Source organism: Gemmata palustris, from assembly GCF_017939745.1.
In the GTDB taxonomy this organism is placed as follows: Bacteria; Planctomycetota; Planctomycetia; order Gemmatales; family Gemmataceae; genus Gemmata; species Gemmata palustris.
The window spans coordinates 6,068,053-6,083,081 of sequence record NZ_JAGKQQ010000001.1; the positions used below are offsets into that span (position 1 = coordinate 6,068,053).

Genomic DNA, 15,029 nt, shown 5'->3' on the forward strand with positions numbered 1-15,029 from the left:
CGACGGGGATGCCACTAGTGTGGAAGTTAACGGGCCGCGTTTCAAGTTCGGCCCGTTCAAACGACGGACCGCTACTTCTTCTTGGGGGCTGCTTTCTTCGCGACCGGCTTCTTGGCGACTGGCTTCTTCGCAACGGGCTTCTTGGCCGCGACAGCTTTCGCGACCGGCTTGGCCGCGGGCTTCTTCGCCGCGGGTTTCTTCGCAACCGGCTTCTTGGCCGAAACAGCTTTCGCGACTGCGGCTTTTGCGGCCGGCTTCTTGGCCGGCGCGCTCTTGGCCGCGGGCTTCTTGGCCGCGACAGCTTTCGCGGCCGGCTTCTTCGCAACAACCTTTTTGACGGCCTTGACTGCTTTCTTCACCGCGGGCGCGGACTTGCCCTTCGCCGCGTCCTTGCCGAGAATCGCTCCGCCGACCCCGCCCACGGCCGCGCCCACGGCCGCACCCAGCGGGCCGAGGATTGACCCCACCGCGGCCCCGGCCATCGCGCCGCCGGCCGCGCCGCCGACCGTGCCCAGTGACTCGGTGTCCTTGTCGCTCGTGCCGTCTTGAGTGTCGTCTGCCATTTGGTCTCTCCGCGTTCGAGTTTGTGACACAAGTGCGTTCGCAATGCACATGCCGCGCCAGAAGGTGCGGCACGGTTGCTACACTGACCATACGATATCACACGCTCTCGCGCTGCGAGGGCGCCGGCACCGTAAATCATTCGGAACGGGACGCGCAATGGCCAAACGACTCGACCACGTCCTCGTCATCGACATCGAATCGACGTGCTGGGACGGCGGAACCCCACCGCGGGGCGAGATGAACGACATCATCGAGATCGGCTTGACCCCGCTCGAACTGAGTAGCGGTCGGCGCCTGGAGAAGCGGAGCATCCTCGTGCGCCCGGAGCGCTCGAAGGTGAGCCCGTTCTGCACACAGCTCACCACGCTCACTCAGGAGCAGGTGGATACCGGCATCCTGTTCAAGGATGCGTGCAAGATTCTGGAAACCGAATACTTGTCGCAGGAGCGGCTGTGGGCGAGCTTCGGCGACTACGACCGCCGGCAGTTCGACAAGCAGTGCCGCGACGAGGGCGTGCGCTACCCGTTCGGCCCCAGCCACCTGAACGTGAAGACGCTCTGCTCCGTTGCCAAAGGGCTACCCACGGAGATCGGCCTTCCCCAAGCCCTGGCACTCTATGGTTTGAAGCTCGAAGGGACGCACCACCGCGGCCACGACGATGCATGGAACATCGCCGCGCTTTTCGCCGAATTCTTGAAACGAATGCGGAACCAAGCGTAATCGGTGTTGGGTACGAGTCAGCGGTGCGCGACAGATTTCCCACCAGTCGCGACCCGACCGACTTCGGAATGCGAACCGGCTCAGGCGATCGCGTCCTTGATGACGTGCCCGAAGACGTCGGTGAGGCGGAAGTCGCGGCCCGCGTGCCGGTACGTCAGCTTCTCGTGGTCGAATCCGAGTTGGTTGAGAATCGTAGCTTGCACGTCGTGGACGTGAACCCCGCCTTCTGCGGGGTGGAATCCCAGTTCGTCCGTCTTGCCGAGCGTGACGCCCGGCTTGGTCCCGCCGCCCGCCATCCAGATCGTGAACGCCTGCGGGTGGTGGTCGCGCCCCAAACTGCGCCCGAGCACCGGGTTCGATTCCACCATCGGCGTGCGCCCGAACTCGCCGCCCCAAACGACCAGCGTGCTGTCGAGCAGCCCCTTGCGCTTCAGATCGGCGACGAGCGCCGCAGACGCCTGATCGGTCGCTTTGCAGTTTCCGCGCAAATTCCCGACCACATCCGAGTGCGCGTCCCAGCCCTCGTGGTAGATGGTGATGAACCGCACCCCGCGTTCCACCATTCGGCGCGCGAGTAGACACGCGCGGGCGAAGCTCGGCTTGTCCGGGTCGGCGCCGTAGAGATCGAGTATCTTCTTCGGCTCCTTCCGTAAGTCGGTGAGTTCGGGTGCGGCCGTCTGGAGCCGGCCCGCCATTTCATAAGCCGCGGTACGAGTTGCGATCTCGGGATCGCCCACCGCGCCGAGCCGCTTCTTGTTCATCTCGGCCACGAGGTCGAGCGTATCCTTTTGGAGTGCGGCATCGACCCCGGCCGGCGACGACACGTTCAGGATCGGGTCACCCTGGTTGCGGAACCGCGTGCCGGTGTAAATGGTCGGGAGGAACCCACTACTCCAGTTGGCCGCGCCCCCACTGATCCCACCCCCGGTGGACATCACCACGAACGCGGGCAGCTCCTTCGTCGCGCAGCCGAGTGCGTACACCGCCCACGACCCGATGCTCGGCCGGCCCGGTTGCGAGAACCCGGTGTTGAAGAAGATCTGCGCCGGGGCGTGGTTGAACTGGTCCGTGTGAACAGCCTTCAGGAAGCACACGTCATCGACCGTCTTCGCGAGGTGCGGTAACATCTCGGACAGTTCCGCGCCGCACTTGCCGTGCTTGGCGAACTTGAATTGCGGGCCAAGGACCGCGGCGTCCGGGCGAATGAATGCGTACCGCTGCCCCTTAATCACTTCCGGCGGGAGCGGCTTGCCTTCGAGCTTGGCCAGCGCGGGCTTGTAGTCGAACAGGTCGAGTTGGCTGGGCGCCCCGGTCATGAACAGGTGGATGACCGCCTTCGCCTTGCCCGGGAAGTGCGGCTCTTTCGGCGCGAGGGGCTCGGGGGCGCGTGGCGCATCGGCCCCGCGAGCGCTGCCCACGAGCAGCGACGCGAGTGCGGCCTTACCGAGCCCGTAGCCGCAGTCGCGGAAGAAGTGCCGACGGGTGATCTCGATCACGACTCACTCCCGGGTTACGAATTCGTCGAAGTTCAGGACCGCGCGGGCCGTAGCGGTCCAGACCGCACGAGCAACGGCGTCCTGCGAGGTTCCGGCGACCGTCGCCGCGCGCTTCGGATCGTCCGCGAACCGCGCGTACTGCGTCTCGTAGAACTTGGTCAACAGCGACAACTCTTCGGCGGTCGGCGGGCGCACGAGGCACAGCCGCACGAGGTACTTCACCCGGTCGGCCGTCGAACCGTCGTGCGTGGCTGTGCGCCGGCCGAGCGACTGCGCCACTTCGAGCAGCACCGCATCGTTCAGCATCGTGAGCGCTTGCAGCGCGGTGTTCGATACTTCGCGCCGGGCGGTGCAGGCTTCGCCACTGGGGGCGTCGAACGTGTTGGACATCGCATACGGGGCGGTGCGCTTGGTGAACGTGTACAGCCCGCGCCGGTACCGGTCCTCGCCCTCACTCACCTTCCAGGAGAGTTGGCCGTAAGTTCCCTCGGTCGTTACGCCCGGCGGTTGCGGCGGGAACACGCTCGGCCCGTACATTTTCGTCGAGAGCAACCCGGCAGCCGTCAGAGCCGAATCGCGGATCTGCTCGGCTTCGAGGCGCACCCGCGGACCGCGAGCCAAGAGCTTGTTCTCCGAGTCTTTCGCCAGCAGTTCGGGCGTCACCTCGGACACTTGCCGGTAGGTCGCGGACGTGACAATCAGTCGGTGCAGTTTTTTCACGCTCCACCCGTTCTCGCGGAACTCCAGAGCGAGCCAGTCGAGCAGTTCCGGGTTCGTCGGGACTTCGCCCTGGTAGCCGAAGTCATCAAGTGTGCGAACGAGCCCGCGACCGAAGAACGAGTGCCAGTGGCGGTTCACCGTGACTCGCGCGGTGAGCGGGTTCTCCGGCGCCACGAGCCACTTCGCGAACGTGAGCCGGTTCACTTCCGCGCCCTTCGGCAACGGCGGCAGTACCGCGGGAACGCCGGGCCGCACTTCCTCCTTCGGCTCCAGGAATTCGCCGCGATGGTGGCGGAACGTCGGGCGCGGGTGGTCGGCGGGGCGCTCGCGCATCACGAGCGTCGTTGGGGGCACTGGAAGTTGCTTGCGAAGTGCGTCGACCTCGTCGCGTGCGGACTTTAGTTCCGGCGCGATCGTGAGCCAGTGTCGGAACAGAATCGCTCGTTCCGCACGGGTGAGTGATTCCGCCGGGCGCGCGAAGAGTTCCTCCACCTCCGCGGGCAGGTCGCGTGCTGTTACCGCGCGACTATCGGTCGTTACCGCGAGGCGGAACCGGCCGAGGCTGGCCGCGTAGTGGCGCTCGAAGAGGAGTTCGAGTTGTGCGCCCTTCGTTGTGAGCGGTTGCGCGAGGTTGAACACCGCTGACGCAGCGCCCCCCGCGCGTCCGCTCCCGGCCCAGCCGGTAAACGGGTGCCCGTCCAGCGCCATCTTCGCGCCCAGGTTCGCGCGCACGTGCGACTCGGAGCCACCCGCAATCGCCACCGGCTTTCCGTTCGCGGTGAGCGTGAATTCGCTCAGAAGGAAGTCGCCCTTCGGCCCCTCGTAGTACGCGCGGCCGGGACCGGACCCGGGTAGGCGGTCGTCGGGTAGCGCTTCGATCCGGATCGCCGTGATTCCCGCGGGCAGATCGTTGAGAGCGAGCGTGTACAGGTCGCGTTTCTGAGCGTCGCCGCTCGCGAACACGGAGCCGTCCGCTTGCAGCGCGAGTTTCGTTGGTGCAGCTTCCATCTTCGTTGGCCGTACCGTCGTCCATTTCACCGCGTGTTTGCGCCCTGCGGACACCCACTCGTCGAACGCGGTCGCGAGCACTTCCGGGGCGACTTTCTTAACCCCATCCTCTTGTGCGGCACGGATCTTCGATTCGATTTCGGCCCGCTTCTTGGTCAATTCCGGCGTCGCCACCGGAAGCTCGGGTTCGTCCGCGTTGTTCAGGAGCGCGAAGAAGCGGAAGTATTCGGTGTGCGTGATCGGATCGAACTTGTGCGTGTGGCACTGCGCGCAGCCGACGGTGAGCCCGAGCCACACGGTTCCCGTCACGCTCGTGCGATCGGTAACCGCGTGGTAGCGGAACTCCAGCGGGTCGATACCGCCCTCTTCGTTGAGCATCGTGTTGCGGTGAAACCCGGTCGCAATCTGTGACGTGAGGGAAGGAGGCGCGCCCTTTTCGCTTTTGAGCATGTCTCCTGCAAGTTGCTCGATCGTGAACTGATCGAACGGCATATCGTCGTTGAGCGCCCGAATGACCCAATCGCGGTAGGGCCAAATGGAGCGCCCGCGGTCCTTTTCGTAGCCGTTGGTGTCCGCGTAGCGGGCGAGGTCGAGCCACTTTCGCGCCCAGCGCTCACCGTACCGCAGGGACTTCAGCAGCGCATCAACCACCTTCTCGTAAGCGTTCGGTGACTGATCCTTGACGAATGAGTCCACCTCTTCTGGTGTGGGCGGGATACCGATCAGGTCGAGGTACACCCGGCGAATGAGTGTGTACCGGTCGGCTTCCGGCGAAAGTGCCAGGCCCTCTTTTTGGAGACGAGTCACGACGAACGCATCAATGGGATTGCGGACGATTTCCTTCGCGTTCCGAATTTCGGGCACGGGCGGGCGCTTTGGCGGCACGAAGCTCCAGTGTGCCGCGTATGGTGAGCCGGCCGTGATCCACGCTTTGAGTGTCTGCTTCTCCTTTGCGGTGAGCACGACCTTCGTTGATGGAGGGGGCATCACCTCGCCCTCGTCGGTCGTTTCAATGCGCCGGAGGAATTCGCTATCGTTCGCTTTCCCGAGGATCTGTTCCGCGCCCTCGCGAGTATCGAGCCGGAGCTTGGCCTTGCGGCTCTTCTCGTCCGGGCCGTGGCACTTGAAGCACCGCGCCGCCAGAATCGGCCGCACGTCGCGGTTGAAATCCGGCTGCGCGGTGGCGATTTCAGGAGCGGGTTTCGCGGGCGGATCGGCACATACCATCGGCCCCGCGACCGCGCCGGCAAGCAAGACCAACCCGAACGCGGGCAAAAGGGTTTTCATGGAATCGCCTCGTATCGCTGAACTACCCCGCTGTAACGCGCGTGCGGCTGTCTCTAGGTATCGTAGTCGCCAACAACCGGGAGGGGCGACCACGATCAACGCGGGAGCACGGACGTTCGGGATATCAATTGGCGGGTGGTGGAAGAAACTTGCTCGTTGGTAGGCAAGGGTATTGTGCCACTAATCGTGCCCGAACGGAACCCGAAAGTGCGCGGTTGTCGCAAAGTGCCCCTTTGCTGCACGCGCTAAATCAGTCATGCTGGGAACGGCTTCGAGGGCTAAACAATGACTGAAATAGAGTGGTCGGCATGCGACGACCCGGAAATCATGTTGGGCTTGGTCCGCGGTCCTAAGCGTTATCGCAAACTCCTTCTCTTCGCTGTTGCGTGCCTGGAGCGCATGGCAGAAACAACTGGTATCTCCGATTCCCAACGTGCACGAATACTGAATTTAGCGGAATCGCGAGCTGACGGGGATTTTGTTGATCCAGAACCGCACATCACATCAGCCGTGATTTGGTCGATGCGAAGTAACCCAAGTGAGCAAATGTATTTGGAACTACTGGCGGAACCGCACCAACTCGACATCGGGCCAGTTGTCCAGCGCGCTGCAGAAGTGAGCGCGACCTCGCTATTCCGTCGTCGCCACCCGACATATCCGGCGGAGCGCGCGGCGCAGGCAGCGATCCTGCGCGAGATCGTTGGCAATCCCTTTCGCCCCGTCATCTTCGAACAAGAGTGGCGCACATCAGATGTTCTCTCACTCGCGAAAGGCATTTATGAACTGAGCGCATTCGACCGGATGCCGATTCTCGCCGATGCGCTCCAAGACGCCGGGTGCGACAACTCCGACATCCTCAACCACTGCCGTGGGGCCGGCCTACACGTGCGCGGGTGTTGGGTAGTAGACCATGTACTCGGGAAGGAGTAACAGCGAACTTGGAGCGATTTCGTTCGCGCCGGGCCAAAAACGGACCTGCGGGTCGCACCGAATACTCCGCTCGCGCCCACCTTGCTGCTTTCTTCGGCTCGGTCGTACAATGCCCGGTATCACTTGCGGGTTCCAACCCGCGGTCCACCGGTGCGCGCGATGCCGTCCCCCACATTTACCGCCCAACGCCCGCGGCGGGTCGCGCTACTCGGGTCCACCGGGTCCATCGGTACCAGTACGCTCGATGTGGTGAGACACCTCCCCGACCGGCTCGATATTGCGGGCCTTGCCGCACATTCCAAATGGGAACAACTCGCCGCTCAGTGCCGGGAATTCAAGCCGCGGTTCGCGGTGCTGTGTGATCCGGTCGCGTTCAAACAAGCCGACCGGACGCTTTTTCCGAAGGAAACCGAGCTGCTGTGCGGCGAGGACGCGGTCGCCCGGCTCGTGACCGATGCGGGAACGGATATCGTTGTCTCGGCAGTAGTTGGGGCCGCGGGGCTCGCGGGAACGTGGGCCGCGCTCGAAGCCGGGAAGACGGTCGCGCTCGCGAACAAGGAAACGCTCGTCGTTGCGGGGCCGCTCGTGACCGAACTCGCCGCCGAGCGCGGCGCGAAACTGCTCCCGGTCGATAGCGAACACTCGGCGATCTTTCAGGCGCTCACCGGGCACACTCCGGCCGATGTAACGCGGGTCGTGCTCACCGCCAGCGGCGGGCCGTTCCGCGGCAAGCGCGCTGCGGACCTCGAAGCCGTTACCCCGGCCCAGGCACTCAAGCACCCCACTTGGCAAATGGGGCCGAAGATCACGATCGACTCCGCGACACTGATGAACAAGGCGCTCGAAGTCATTGAGGCGCGCTGGCTGTTCGGGCTGGCCGCGGAGCAGATCGACGTGATCGTTCACCCGGAATCGATCGTCCACTCGTTCGTCGAGTTCGCGGACGGCTCGGTTCTCGCCCAACTCTCCCCGCCCGATATGCGGTTGCCGATCCAGCTCGCGCTCCTGCACCCGGAGCGCGTCGGCGGTCCGGCCAAGCGCCTCGACTGGCAGAAGCTCACGGCGCTGCACTTCGAGCAGCCCGACCGGGAGACGTTCGCCGCGCTGGAGTTGGGGTTTGAAGTGGCCCGGAGCGGTGGAACCTGCGGCGCCGTGCTCAACGCAGCGAACGAGGCCGCGGTCGGTCGGTTCCTGAATGGTGAGTTCGCTTTCCTCGACATCGCCCGGTGCTGCCGGGCGGTGCTCTCTTCGCACGACTATGAAACCCGCCCCACGCTCGAGCGGCTCAAAACCCTCGATGCGTGGGCGCGGCAGGAGGTAGCCCGTTGGACCCGAACCCGAACGCCGGTAGCTCCGTCCCCGTGAACCCGCCGGGCGGCCCGCCGGGAACCCCCGCGCCCGCCGGTGAACCGGACCACAGCGGTGAGGTGTCCGCGGTCAAGTCGTGGGTGCGCGAGAACGCGTTCTCGTTGGTCACCACCGCCGTCGTGATTGCGCTCGTGTGCGCGTACCTCGACCCGATCGACACCCTCAAGGTGGTGCTCGGGCTGGGGTTCATTATCTTCATTCACGAACTCGGGCACTTCCTCGCGGCGAAGTGGTGCGACGTTCACGTCAACATGTTCAGCATCGGGTTCGGCCCGGCGGTCCCGTTCTGCCAATACAAGTGGGGCGAGACCACGTACAAGATCGGCATCATCCCGCTGGGCGGGTTCGTGCAGATGGTGGGCGAGGGCGACGGCGGCGACAACGAGGAGGCCGAGGACGACCCGCGGAGCTTCCGCAAGAAGAGCGTGGGCCAGCGGATGCTCATCATCTCCGCGGGCGTGGTGATGAACATCATCCTCGGGATGGCGTGCTTCGTCGCCGCGTACCTGCACGGCGTTCAGGAGAAGCCGGGCACGGTGAACACCGTCGAGAGCGGCGGGGCCGCGTGGCGCGCCGGGATGCGCACCGACGACCACATCACCAAAATCGGCACCCGCGGCACCCCGTACTTCGACGACATCCGCCCGATCGTGATGAGCAGCCAAAAGGACGAGTTGGTGCCCATCGAGTGGGAGCGGAACGGGGCCGCGTCGGGCGGCAAGTTCGTCTCGCCGCTCCGGGAAGAGGGGCAGCGGTTCCCGCAACTGGGCATCTCGCCGCCGTACCGCGTGGTGCTCATGACCGCGCCGAAGCGCTCGGAACTCAAGCCAGTGATTCTCGGCACCCCGGCCGCGGAAGCCGATCCGAAGTTCCTGCCCGGCGACCGCATCGTCGCAATGAGCGACGCCGCGAACCCCGCGGCCGTAACGCCGGTCGCGACGTACACCGACTACCACCGCCGAATGGTACTGCTCGCGGGCAAGGACGTAACCTTCCACGCGGTGCGGGCCGACGCTCCGGAAGGCGCGCAACCGGTCGCTATCATGGTGAAGCCGTCGTACCGGTACGACCTCGGGATGCGGATGCGCATGGGCGAAATCGTCGCACTACGGGCCGACGGCAACGCCGAAAAAGCCGGCGTGATCGCCCACACCGAAGGCGCTCAGCCGAAGCGCGGCGACCGCATCAAGGCAGTCATGCTGCCGCCCGACGAGAAGGGCAAGCGCGTCTGGTACGTCAACGGGTTGGATTGGGGCAAGAAAGAATTCGAGACTCCGAACCAGAAAGGCGTGGACGCCCGCCCTCTCGACCCGCTGCTGTTGCCGCACCAGTTGAACCAGTGGGCCGCGGGTAAGGCCGGCCCGCTGTCGGTGGAACTGGTCGTGTCGCGCGAGGCCCACCCGACCGACGAGCAGGTCCGGCTGAAAGTGGACTTCGACCCGTCGTTCCGGTTCGATCGCGAAACGCAAGTGCTCCCGAACAGCCCGTTGCCGATCAGCGGGCTGGGGCTGGCCTACTGGGTCGAACCGATCGTGGACGACGTCGTCTCGGACGGCCCGGCCGCCAAAGCCAAGACGACGGCCGGCGATCCCCCGACCGGCCTGTACTACCGCGCCCGCCGGTTCATCGGGTTGGACGACCCGCCTGTAGACGCCGGCGGTGAGGAGAAAACGCTCCGACCGAACGACACCATTATCGGGGTGCGATTCAAGGCACAAGGCCCCGACGGGAAACCGCGCTCGGGCGAGTGGAAGGACGACCTCCAGGCCCACCAGTGGGCGGCGGTAGACTCCGCGTTCCAGGGCAGCCCGCCGTTCGAGATCGACCTGAAGGTGAAGCGCAGCGAGACCGAAACGTTCACGGTCACGCTCCAGGGGCGCCCGAACACCGAGTTCCCGACCGAAGATCGCGGACTGTTGTTCCAGGCCGAAAATCAGATCCAAAAAGCGGCCGACGTGGGCGACGCGATCGAATTGGGCGCCCGGCGCACGGGGCGGTTCATCAAGGTCGTGTACATGAACCTGTACGCGATGGCGTTCGGGCGCGTGAGCGTGAAGACGATGAGCGGACCGCTGACGATCGCGACCGTGTCCTACCGGTTCGCGGGCGAGGACTTCTGGCAATTCCTGTTGTTCCTCGGCATGATCTCGGTGAACCTCGCCGTGGTGAACTTCCTGCCGATCCCGGTGCTGGACGGCGGACACATGGTGTTCCTGATACTCGAAAAAGTCCTCGGCCGGCCCGTGCCGGAGCGCATGTTCGCGATCGCGATGTACACCGGCCTGTTCCTGATTCTGTCGCTGATGGTGTTCGTCATCTTCCTCGACGTGCGCCGACTATTCTTCGGCTGGTTCTAACGACAATTGTTTGTCTTGAAGCCCAGGCAAGAATGCCTGGGCCTGTTCCGATCCTGTAGGGTGGGTCAAGGCTTTGCGCAGGCCCACCAGCCCGTCTTTGGCATGCCGAGTAGCCGGGGCTTGGGAGCGCTGATTCCCTTCGCGCTCGCGATACCCTGGGGGATGGTGGGCCTGCGCAAAGCCTTGACCCACCCTACTTCTTGCGACTCGCAAAGAACTCCGCGATGAGGCGCTTCGACTCGTCCGACCCGGCCAGGCGCATGAACGCCTCGGTTTCGAGTTTAATCGCGTCGTAAAGCGGCAACGCGGCCCCTTCGATCATCACGCGAACGGCTTCCGCTGCTGCACCGGCGACGTTATGGTTCGGTTTAAACGCCTTCCAATTGTTCTTCGGAAGTGGCTGGAGTTTCCATGCTCGGCGCTCCTTTCGGTCAATCCGAAGAACGTGGTAGGCCGCTGGTTCGACCAAAATAGAAGACTCAACGACGACATCGGCCAGTTGGTAAGCAGTCGCCTCTTGGTAGTTCAGGTTCTTACCAGTCGTAAGCAGGTCGCTCGCGTGATGCATACGGTTCATGTCCAAAACGCGCGGCAATCGCTGCGTCCCTCCCCAGCCGGGAATTAGCCCCAACTTCACCTCCGGCAAGCCGAGTTGCACCTTCGAGTTCGTGCCGCAAACGCGGTAATCACACGCGAGCGCGACCTCCAAACCGCCGCCGAGCGCTGCGCCGTCGATCACCGCACACGTCGGGAACGGGAGTGCTTCCAGTTGTTCGAGCACGCGCAAGCCCAGTTCGATGAACGCCCGCACTTCGGGATCGTTCGGGCCGGGAGCGTTCGCGAGGAGCTTCAGATCGGCGCCGGCGATGAAGATGCCCGGCTTCGCACTTGCCAGTACCAATCCCTTCACGTCCGTGCGGCGGTCGAGGGCCGCGAGTGCGTTACCGAACTCGGCCCACAACTCGCGCGTGAGCACGTTCGCTTTGCTGCCCGGCTGATCGAACGTGAGCACCGCGACGGAATCGGGGCGCACGGACACCGTGATCGCTTCTGACATGGCGGCACCGAGACGGGCGGGCGACGCGGGCATTGTACCGCCTAACGCCACTGGCGCGGGATGTGTTCGCCCGGTTCGCGGCGCACCACCGGGTGCTTGTCCAAACCCAACGCGGGCAGGAGCCAGTCGTGCGTTTGGGTGCCGGTAAACGCGCCGCTCTTCACGTACTTCGCGGCCAGTTTGCTCGTGTCCGGTTCGCCCACGCGGAGCACCGGTTGGCACAGGTGCTGCAAGTTCGGGTCGGCGTAGGTCACCGCGTGAACACAGTTCTGAACCTTGCGGTTGCCGCGAAACGAATCGACGCTACGGAACCGCACCGCGCCGCTGGTCAGCGCGTGGGCCTGCGAAACCGCGAGATCGTACCGCAGCGCGTCCGTCTCGAACGGCCCCCACATCGACGTGCGCGCGTTGTTCTTCGCGGCCGCGGCGAACGTCTCTTCCAACGTGTAGTTCTTCCCCGCGGCGGGCCGTACCCGTAACGGCTGCACCGGCCCTTTCGCCGGGAGCCAACTAATGGTGACGTGCTCGATGGCGAGTTTCCCGTCGGCGCCCGGTGTGGTCTTTACGAACGTCGCCCAGGTGTGCGCGGTCCGCGGCTGAAACGGGACCGACTGCCCGCCGAAGAGGATGAAATAGTACCGCGGCGCAGCAGCTCCTGGCGCGGCCGGAAGGGACGTGAGCAGTGCTGCGAGCCAAACGAACATGAGTAACTCCCAGTTGACCGTATGAAACATCAGCGGGGAGCTTTGCGGAACTTGTGCCGGAGTTGAGGATAAGTGAGCGAACGCGCCAGCGAGGGGGTCGCGCATCCGGCACCCGTGTAACGACCCGCAAAGAGAGACGCCCGTTCGCTCTCCTGCGGGCTCATAGGTCACTTCACGGGACCGCAGTACCGGCCCAGGAACAGTGTCGTGTTGGTCGCGTTGTCGCGGATCGCGAACACGAACGGCCGGTCGGCCCGGAACTCCTTCGGCTGCGGGTTGGCGCTCACGATCTCGCGCCCGACGACCACCGCGGTCGCGGCGGCGGCTTCGGTCCCGTCTTCGTTCACGTCCACGAACGCCTTGTGCAAGACGTGCGTGATGAACAGGTGCTCGCTGTTGGTGTGCATCCCGGTGAAATCGGCATCGGCGAACGCGGCCTTCATGCCGAGGTCGATCAGCGCCGGTTTCAGCGAATACGTGGTTTCGACCTTGAACCGCGGAAGTGACACGTTCACCTGCTGCGGCTTCATCGCGACGTTCGTCAGCGTCTTGCCCGTGAGCGCCTGAACGAGCCGATCGACGGAACTCGCGTTCTTCGGCAAAAAGACGAGCATCGAGAGTTCGTTGCCGGAGTACGGCAGTTCCAGCACTTGTACCGGGTCCGGCCGGCGCGCGAGCCCGATATCGAACTCACCGTACTCGAACGAGCCCGTTTGGGTCATCAGCGGCACATCAACCTTTGTGTCGTCCGCACGGGTGAACAGGGCGTCCTTCGTGCTCGTCTTCTCGAACGGGTACAGCCAAGCGCTTTTGAAATAGATGGCGTTCGTCAGCGCCATTCGCGTGAGCGGGGAGAGGACGCCGTCTGGGATCAGGTCTCGGATCTTCTTCCGCGTTTCGGTTTCCACCCACGAATTGATCTGCGCGCGAGCCTCTCTGGGTTTACCGAAATCGGTCTCGACCACGCCCGAGCCGTAGTGCTTGCGGGTGAGGTCCATGAACGCCTTGCGCCACGGGTAGCCTTTCATGGCCCAGATCGCGTTCGCGGTGACGAGTTCGTAGCCGCGCTTGACCAGTTTGAGCGGGGTCGAATCGGGTTGGTCCGCGCGCGTCGGAAGTGGGCGCGTCGCGCGGTTCAGGTGATTGATTAGCGCACCGAACGCCGGGTGCGGATCGGCCGACAGGTGCAGCGTCTTCTGCATCTCTTCGAGCGTTGCACCCCTCGCGCCGACACTGGTCATGCCGAGCGCGGCTTCGATACTGAACGGCGAGAAGAACGTGCTCGCATCGCCTTTCGTGAGTCGGCGGTGCAACTCGTGCCCGAAGGCGTTGATTCCCGCTGCGAGTTCCTTCGCTTCCCGCAGAGAATCGGAACCATCGAGGTGCGGACAGGCCCGCACACGCGAGCCGAGAAAGCTGCCTGCGGCGAGGGCACTGGCGGTGGCGAGAAAGCGCCGCCGGGTGAAGTGAGAAAGGTGCATCGGATTGGTTCCTGGTGTTGCCCGGCGGCCCCATGTGACCGCCGGTGCTGACACCAGTCCGACGCGACCGCGCGCCCCTCGGATTTTTCGGTTACAGACCCGTTACCGGCCCGAAATCGGTCACTTCCGCCGCTTCTCCGCGACCTCGGGATTCACCCAGTTCGGGAGCGGCTCCCCCCTCACGCCTGCGAGCAGATTGTTCGCACACAAGCGGGCCATCGCGTTGCGCGTTTCGATGGTCGCACTCGCGATGTGCGGCACGATGGTGCAGTTCGGCAGCTTGTACAGTTCGTGATCTGTGGGCAGCGGTTCGGGGTCGGTCACGTCCAGTCCCGCGGCGAAGATCGTTCCGCTTCGGAGCGCGTCTGCGAGCGCGGACTGATCGACCAGCGGTCCGCGCGACGTGTTCACGAACACTGCGGTGCGCTTCATCTTTTTGAACTGGGCCGCGCTGAACAACCCCTTCGTTGAAGGGTTCAGGTCCGCGTGGACGGAAACGAAGTCGCTGCGCGCGAGCAGTTCGTCGAGTTCGACCCGCGTCGCGCCGAGCGCGTGATCGGCGTCCGCCTTCGGCCCGCGCGCGGTGTAGAGCACCTTCATGCCCCACCCGCCGTGCAAGCGCTTCGCGGTCGCGAACCCGATGCGCCCCATGCCGACGATTCCGAGCGTGCGCCCCGCGAGGTCCGAACCGAGCCAGCCGAGCGGCTCCCACGTGAGCCAGCGCCCCTCTTTCGCGTCGGCCGCACTTTCTCCGATCCGGCGCGCTGCGGTCAGTAGCAGCGTGACCGCGATGTCGGCGGTCGCATCCGTGAGGGCACCGGGCGTGTTACCCACGCAGACGCCGCGCGCGGTACACGCGGGCACGTCCACGTTGTTAAACCCCACGGCGAAATTGCTCACGACCTTCAACCGTGGCGCGGCATCGAGCAGCGCCGCGTCCACGCGGTCCGTGAGGAGCGACACGAGACCGTCGCAGTCTTTGACGCGCCGGAGCAGTTCGTCGGCCGGGGGCGGGAGTTGATCGGGCCACACGTCCACGTCACACACGGCGCGGAGCGCGTTCAGTCCTTCTTCGGGAACGCGACGAGCGACAAAAACTTTAGGTTTGGTCATGAAAATCGTGAGGTAAAGACGGGGCCGGGCGACCGGGAGGGGGGCGGTCAGGGTAGAGTGTATGTCCTGTGGTGAGAGGGGGAAGCGGCGCAGCCGGTGTCGCCGATCCCCGGTCTGGGAAAGTGGCGCAGACACGGGAAGAATGCGCGGCTATTTGTTCCCCCGATTCAACCTGGCGCTCGGCGACCCCGCGGGTTCGGAACCCCGCGGTCCCCCTGGTGGCC

General features: G+C 64.7%; 11 protein-coding genes. 4 read left to right on the forward strand and 7 right to left on the reverse strand.

Going from position 1 to position 15,029, the window contains the following annotated elements; all coding sequences use genetic code 11:
• Positions 1-71: 71 nt before the first annotated feature.
• Complete coding sequence (locus J8F10_RS25225) at positions 72-563, reverse strand: hypothetical protein (RefSeq protein ID WP_210658670.1); 492 nt, start codon at positions 561-563, stop codon at positions 72-74.
• A gap of 157 nt (positions 564-720) precedes the next feature.
• On the opposite strand from J8F10_RS25225, the gene J8F10_RS25230 reads away from it, so the two are divergent.
• The gene (locus J8F10_RS25230) at positions 721-1,284 is read left to right on the forward strand and encodes a 3'-5' exonuclease (protein WP_210658671.1); all 564 of its coding nucleotides are present in this window, start codon (positions 721-723) and stop codon (positions 1,282-1,284) included.
• Positions 1,285-1,364: 80 nt separating this feature from the next.
• Here the strand turns inward: J8F10_RS25230 and J8F10_RS25235 are convergent, their stop codons facing one another.
• The gene (locus tag J8F10_RS25235; RefSeq protein WP_210658673.1) at positions 1,365-2,780 is read right to left on the reverse strand and encodes a DUF1501 domain-containing protein; all 1,416 of its coding nucleotides are present in this window, start codon (positions 2,778-2,780) and stop codon (positions 1,365-1,367) included.
• Between the two features lie 3 nt (positions 2,781-2,783).
• Complete coding sequence (locus J8F10_RS25240; protein ID WP_246523565.1) at positions 2,784-5,795, reverse strand: PSD1 and planctomycete cytochrome C domain-containing protein; 3,012 nt, start codon at positions 5,793-5,795, stop codon at positions 2,784-2,786.
• Positions 5,796-6,080: 285 nt separating this feature from the next.
• Between J8F10_RS25240 and J8F10_RS39245 the strand changes: the two genes are divergently transcribed.
• From J8F10_RS39245 to J8F10_RS25255, 3 genes are all read left to right on the forward strand, one after another.
• Positions 6,081-6,725, forward strand: coding sequence for a hypothetical protein (locus J8F10_RS39245; RefSeq protein ID WP_246523568.1), 645 nt, complete (start codon positions 6,081-6,083; stop codon positions 6,723-6,725).
• Between the two features lie 159 nt (positions 6,726-6,884).
• Entirely contained in the window at positions 6,885-8,090 is a 1,206-nt protein-coding gene (locus J8F10_RS25250; protein WP_210658675.1) for a 1-deoxy-D-xylulose-5-phosphate reductoisomerase, read from the forward strand.
• A complete protein-coding gene (locus J8F10_RS25255) occupies positions 8,051-10,450 on the forward strand; it encodes a site-2 protease family protein (RefSeq protein WP_210658677.1) in 2,400 nt (799 codons plus the stop codon). The genes J8F10_RS25250 and J8F10_RS25255 overlap by 40 nt, the downstream gene beginning before the upstream one ends.
• 193 nt (positions 10,451-10,643) lie before the next feature.
• On the opposite strand, the gene J8F10_RS25260 is transcribed toward J8F10_RS25255, so the two are convergent.
• From J8F10_RS25260 to J8F10_RS25275, 4 genes are all read right to left on the reverse strand, one after another.
• Positions 10,644-11,507, reverse strand: coding sequence for an enoyl-CoA hydratase-related protein (locus J8F10_RS25260; protein WP_210658679.1), 864 nt, complete (start codon positions 11,505-11,507; stop codon positions 10,644-10,646).
• A 41-nt stretch (positions 11,508-11,548) separates the two neighbouring features.
• On the reverse strand, positions 11,549-12,211 hold the full coding sequence (locus tag J8F10_RS25265) for a hypothetical protein (RefSeq protein ID WP_210658682.1): 663 nt from the start codon (positions 12,209-12,211) through the stop codon (positions 11,549-11,551).
• Positions 12,212-12,378: 167 nt separating this feature from the next.
• Positions 12,379-13,692: a serpin family protein gene (locus tag J8F10_RS25270; RefSeq protein WP_210658684.1), complete on the reverse strand. Its 1,314-nt coding sequence runs from the start codon at positions 13,690-13,692 to the stop codon at positions 12,379-12,381.
• 120 nt (positions 13,693-13,812) lie between these two features.
• A complete protein-coding gene (locus J8F10_RS25275; protein ID WP_210658685.1) occupies positions 13,813-14,805 on the reverse strand; it encodes a 2-hydroxyacid dehydrogenase in 993 nt (330 codons plus the stop codon).
• Positions 14,806-15,029: the final 224 nt, after the last annotated feature.

Coding starts and splice junctions, on each gene's coding strand:
- J8F10_RS25225 (WP_210658670.1), bottom strand. CDS start 563: ATGGCAGACGACACTCAAGACGGCACGAGCGACAAGGACACCGAGTCA.
- J8F10_RS25230 (WP_210658671.1), top strand. CDS start 721: ATGGCCAAACGACTCGACCACGTCCTCGTCATCGACATCGAATCGACG.
- J8F10_RS25240 (WP_246523565.1), bottom strand. CDS start 5,795: ATGAAAACCCTTTTGCCCGCGTTCGGGTTGGTCTTGCTTGCCGGCGCG.
- J8F10_RS39245 (WP_246523568.1), top strand. CDS start 6,081: ATGACTGAAATAGAGTGGTCGGCATGCGACGACCCGGAAATCATGTTG.
- J8F10_RS25250 (WP_210658675.1), top strand. CDS start 6,885: ATGCCGTCCCCCACATTTACCGCCCAACGCCCGCGGCGGGTCGCGCTA.
- J8F10_RS25260 (WP_210658679.1), bottom strand. CDS start 11,507: ATGTCAGAAGCGATCACGGTGTCCGTGCGCCCCGATTCCGTCGCGGTG.
- J8F10_RS25265 (WP_210658682.1), bottom strand. CDS start 12,211: ATGTTCGTTTGGCTCGCAGCACTGCTCACGTCCCTTCCGGCCGCGCCA.
- J8F10_RS25270 (WP_210658684.1), bottom strand. CDS start 13,692: ATGCACCTTTCTCACTTCACCCGGCGGCGCTTTCTCGCCACCGCCAGT.
- J8F10_RS25275 (WP_210658685.1), bottom strand. CDS start 14,805: ATGACCAAACCTAAAGTTTTTGTCGCTCGTCGCGTTCCCGAAGAAGGA.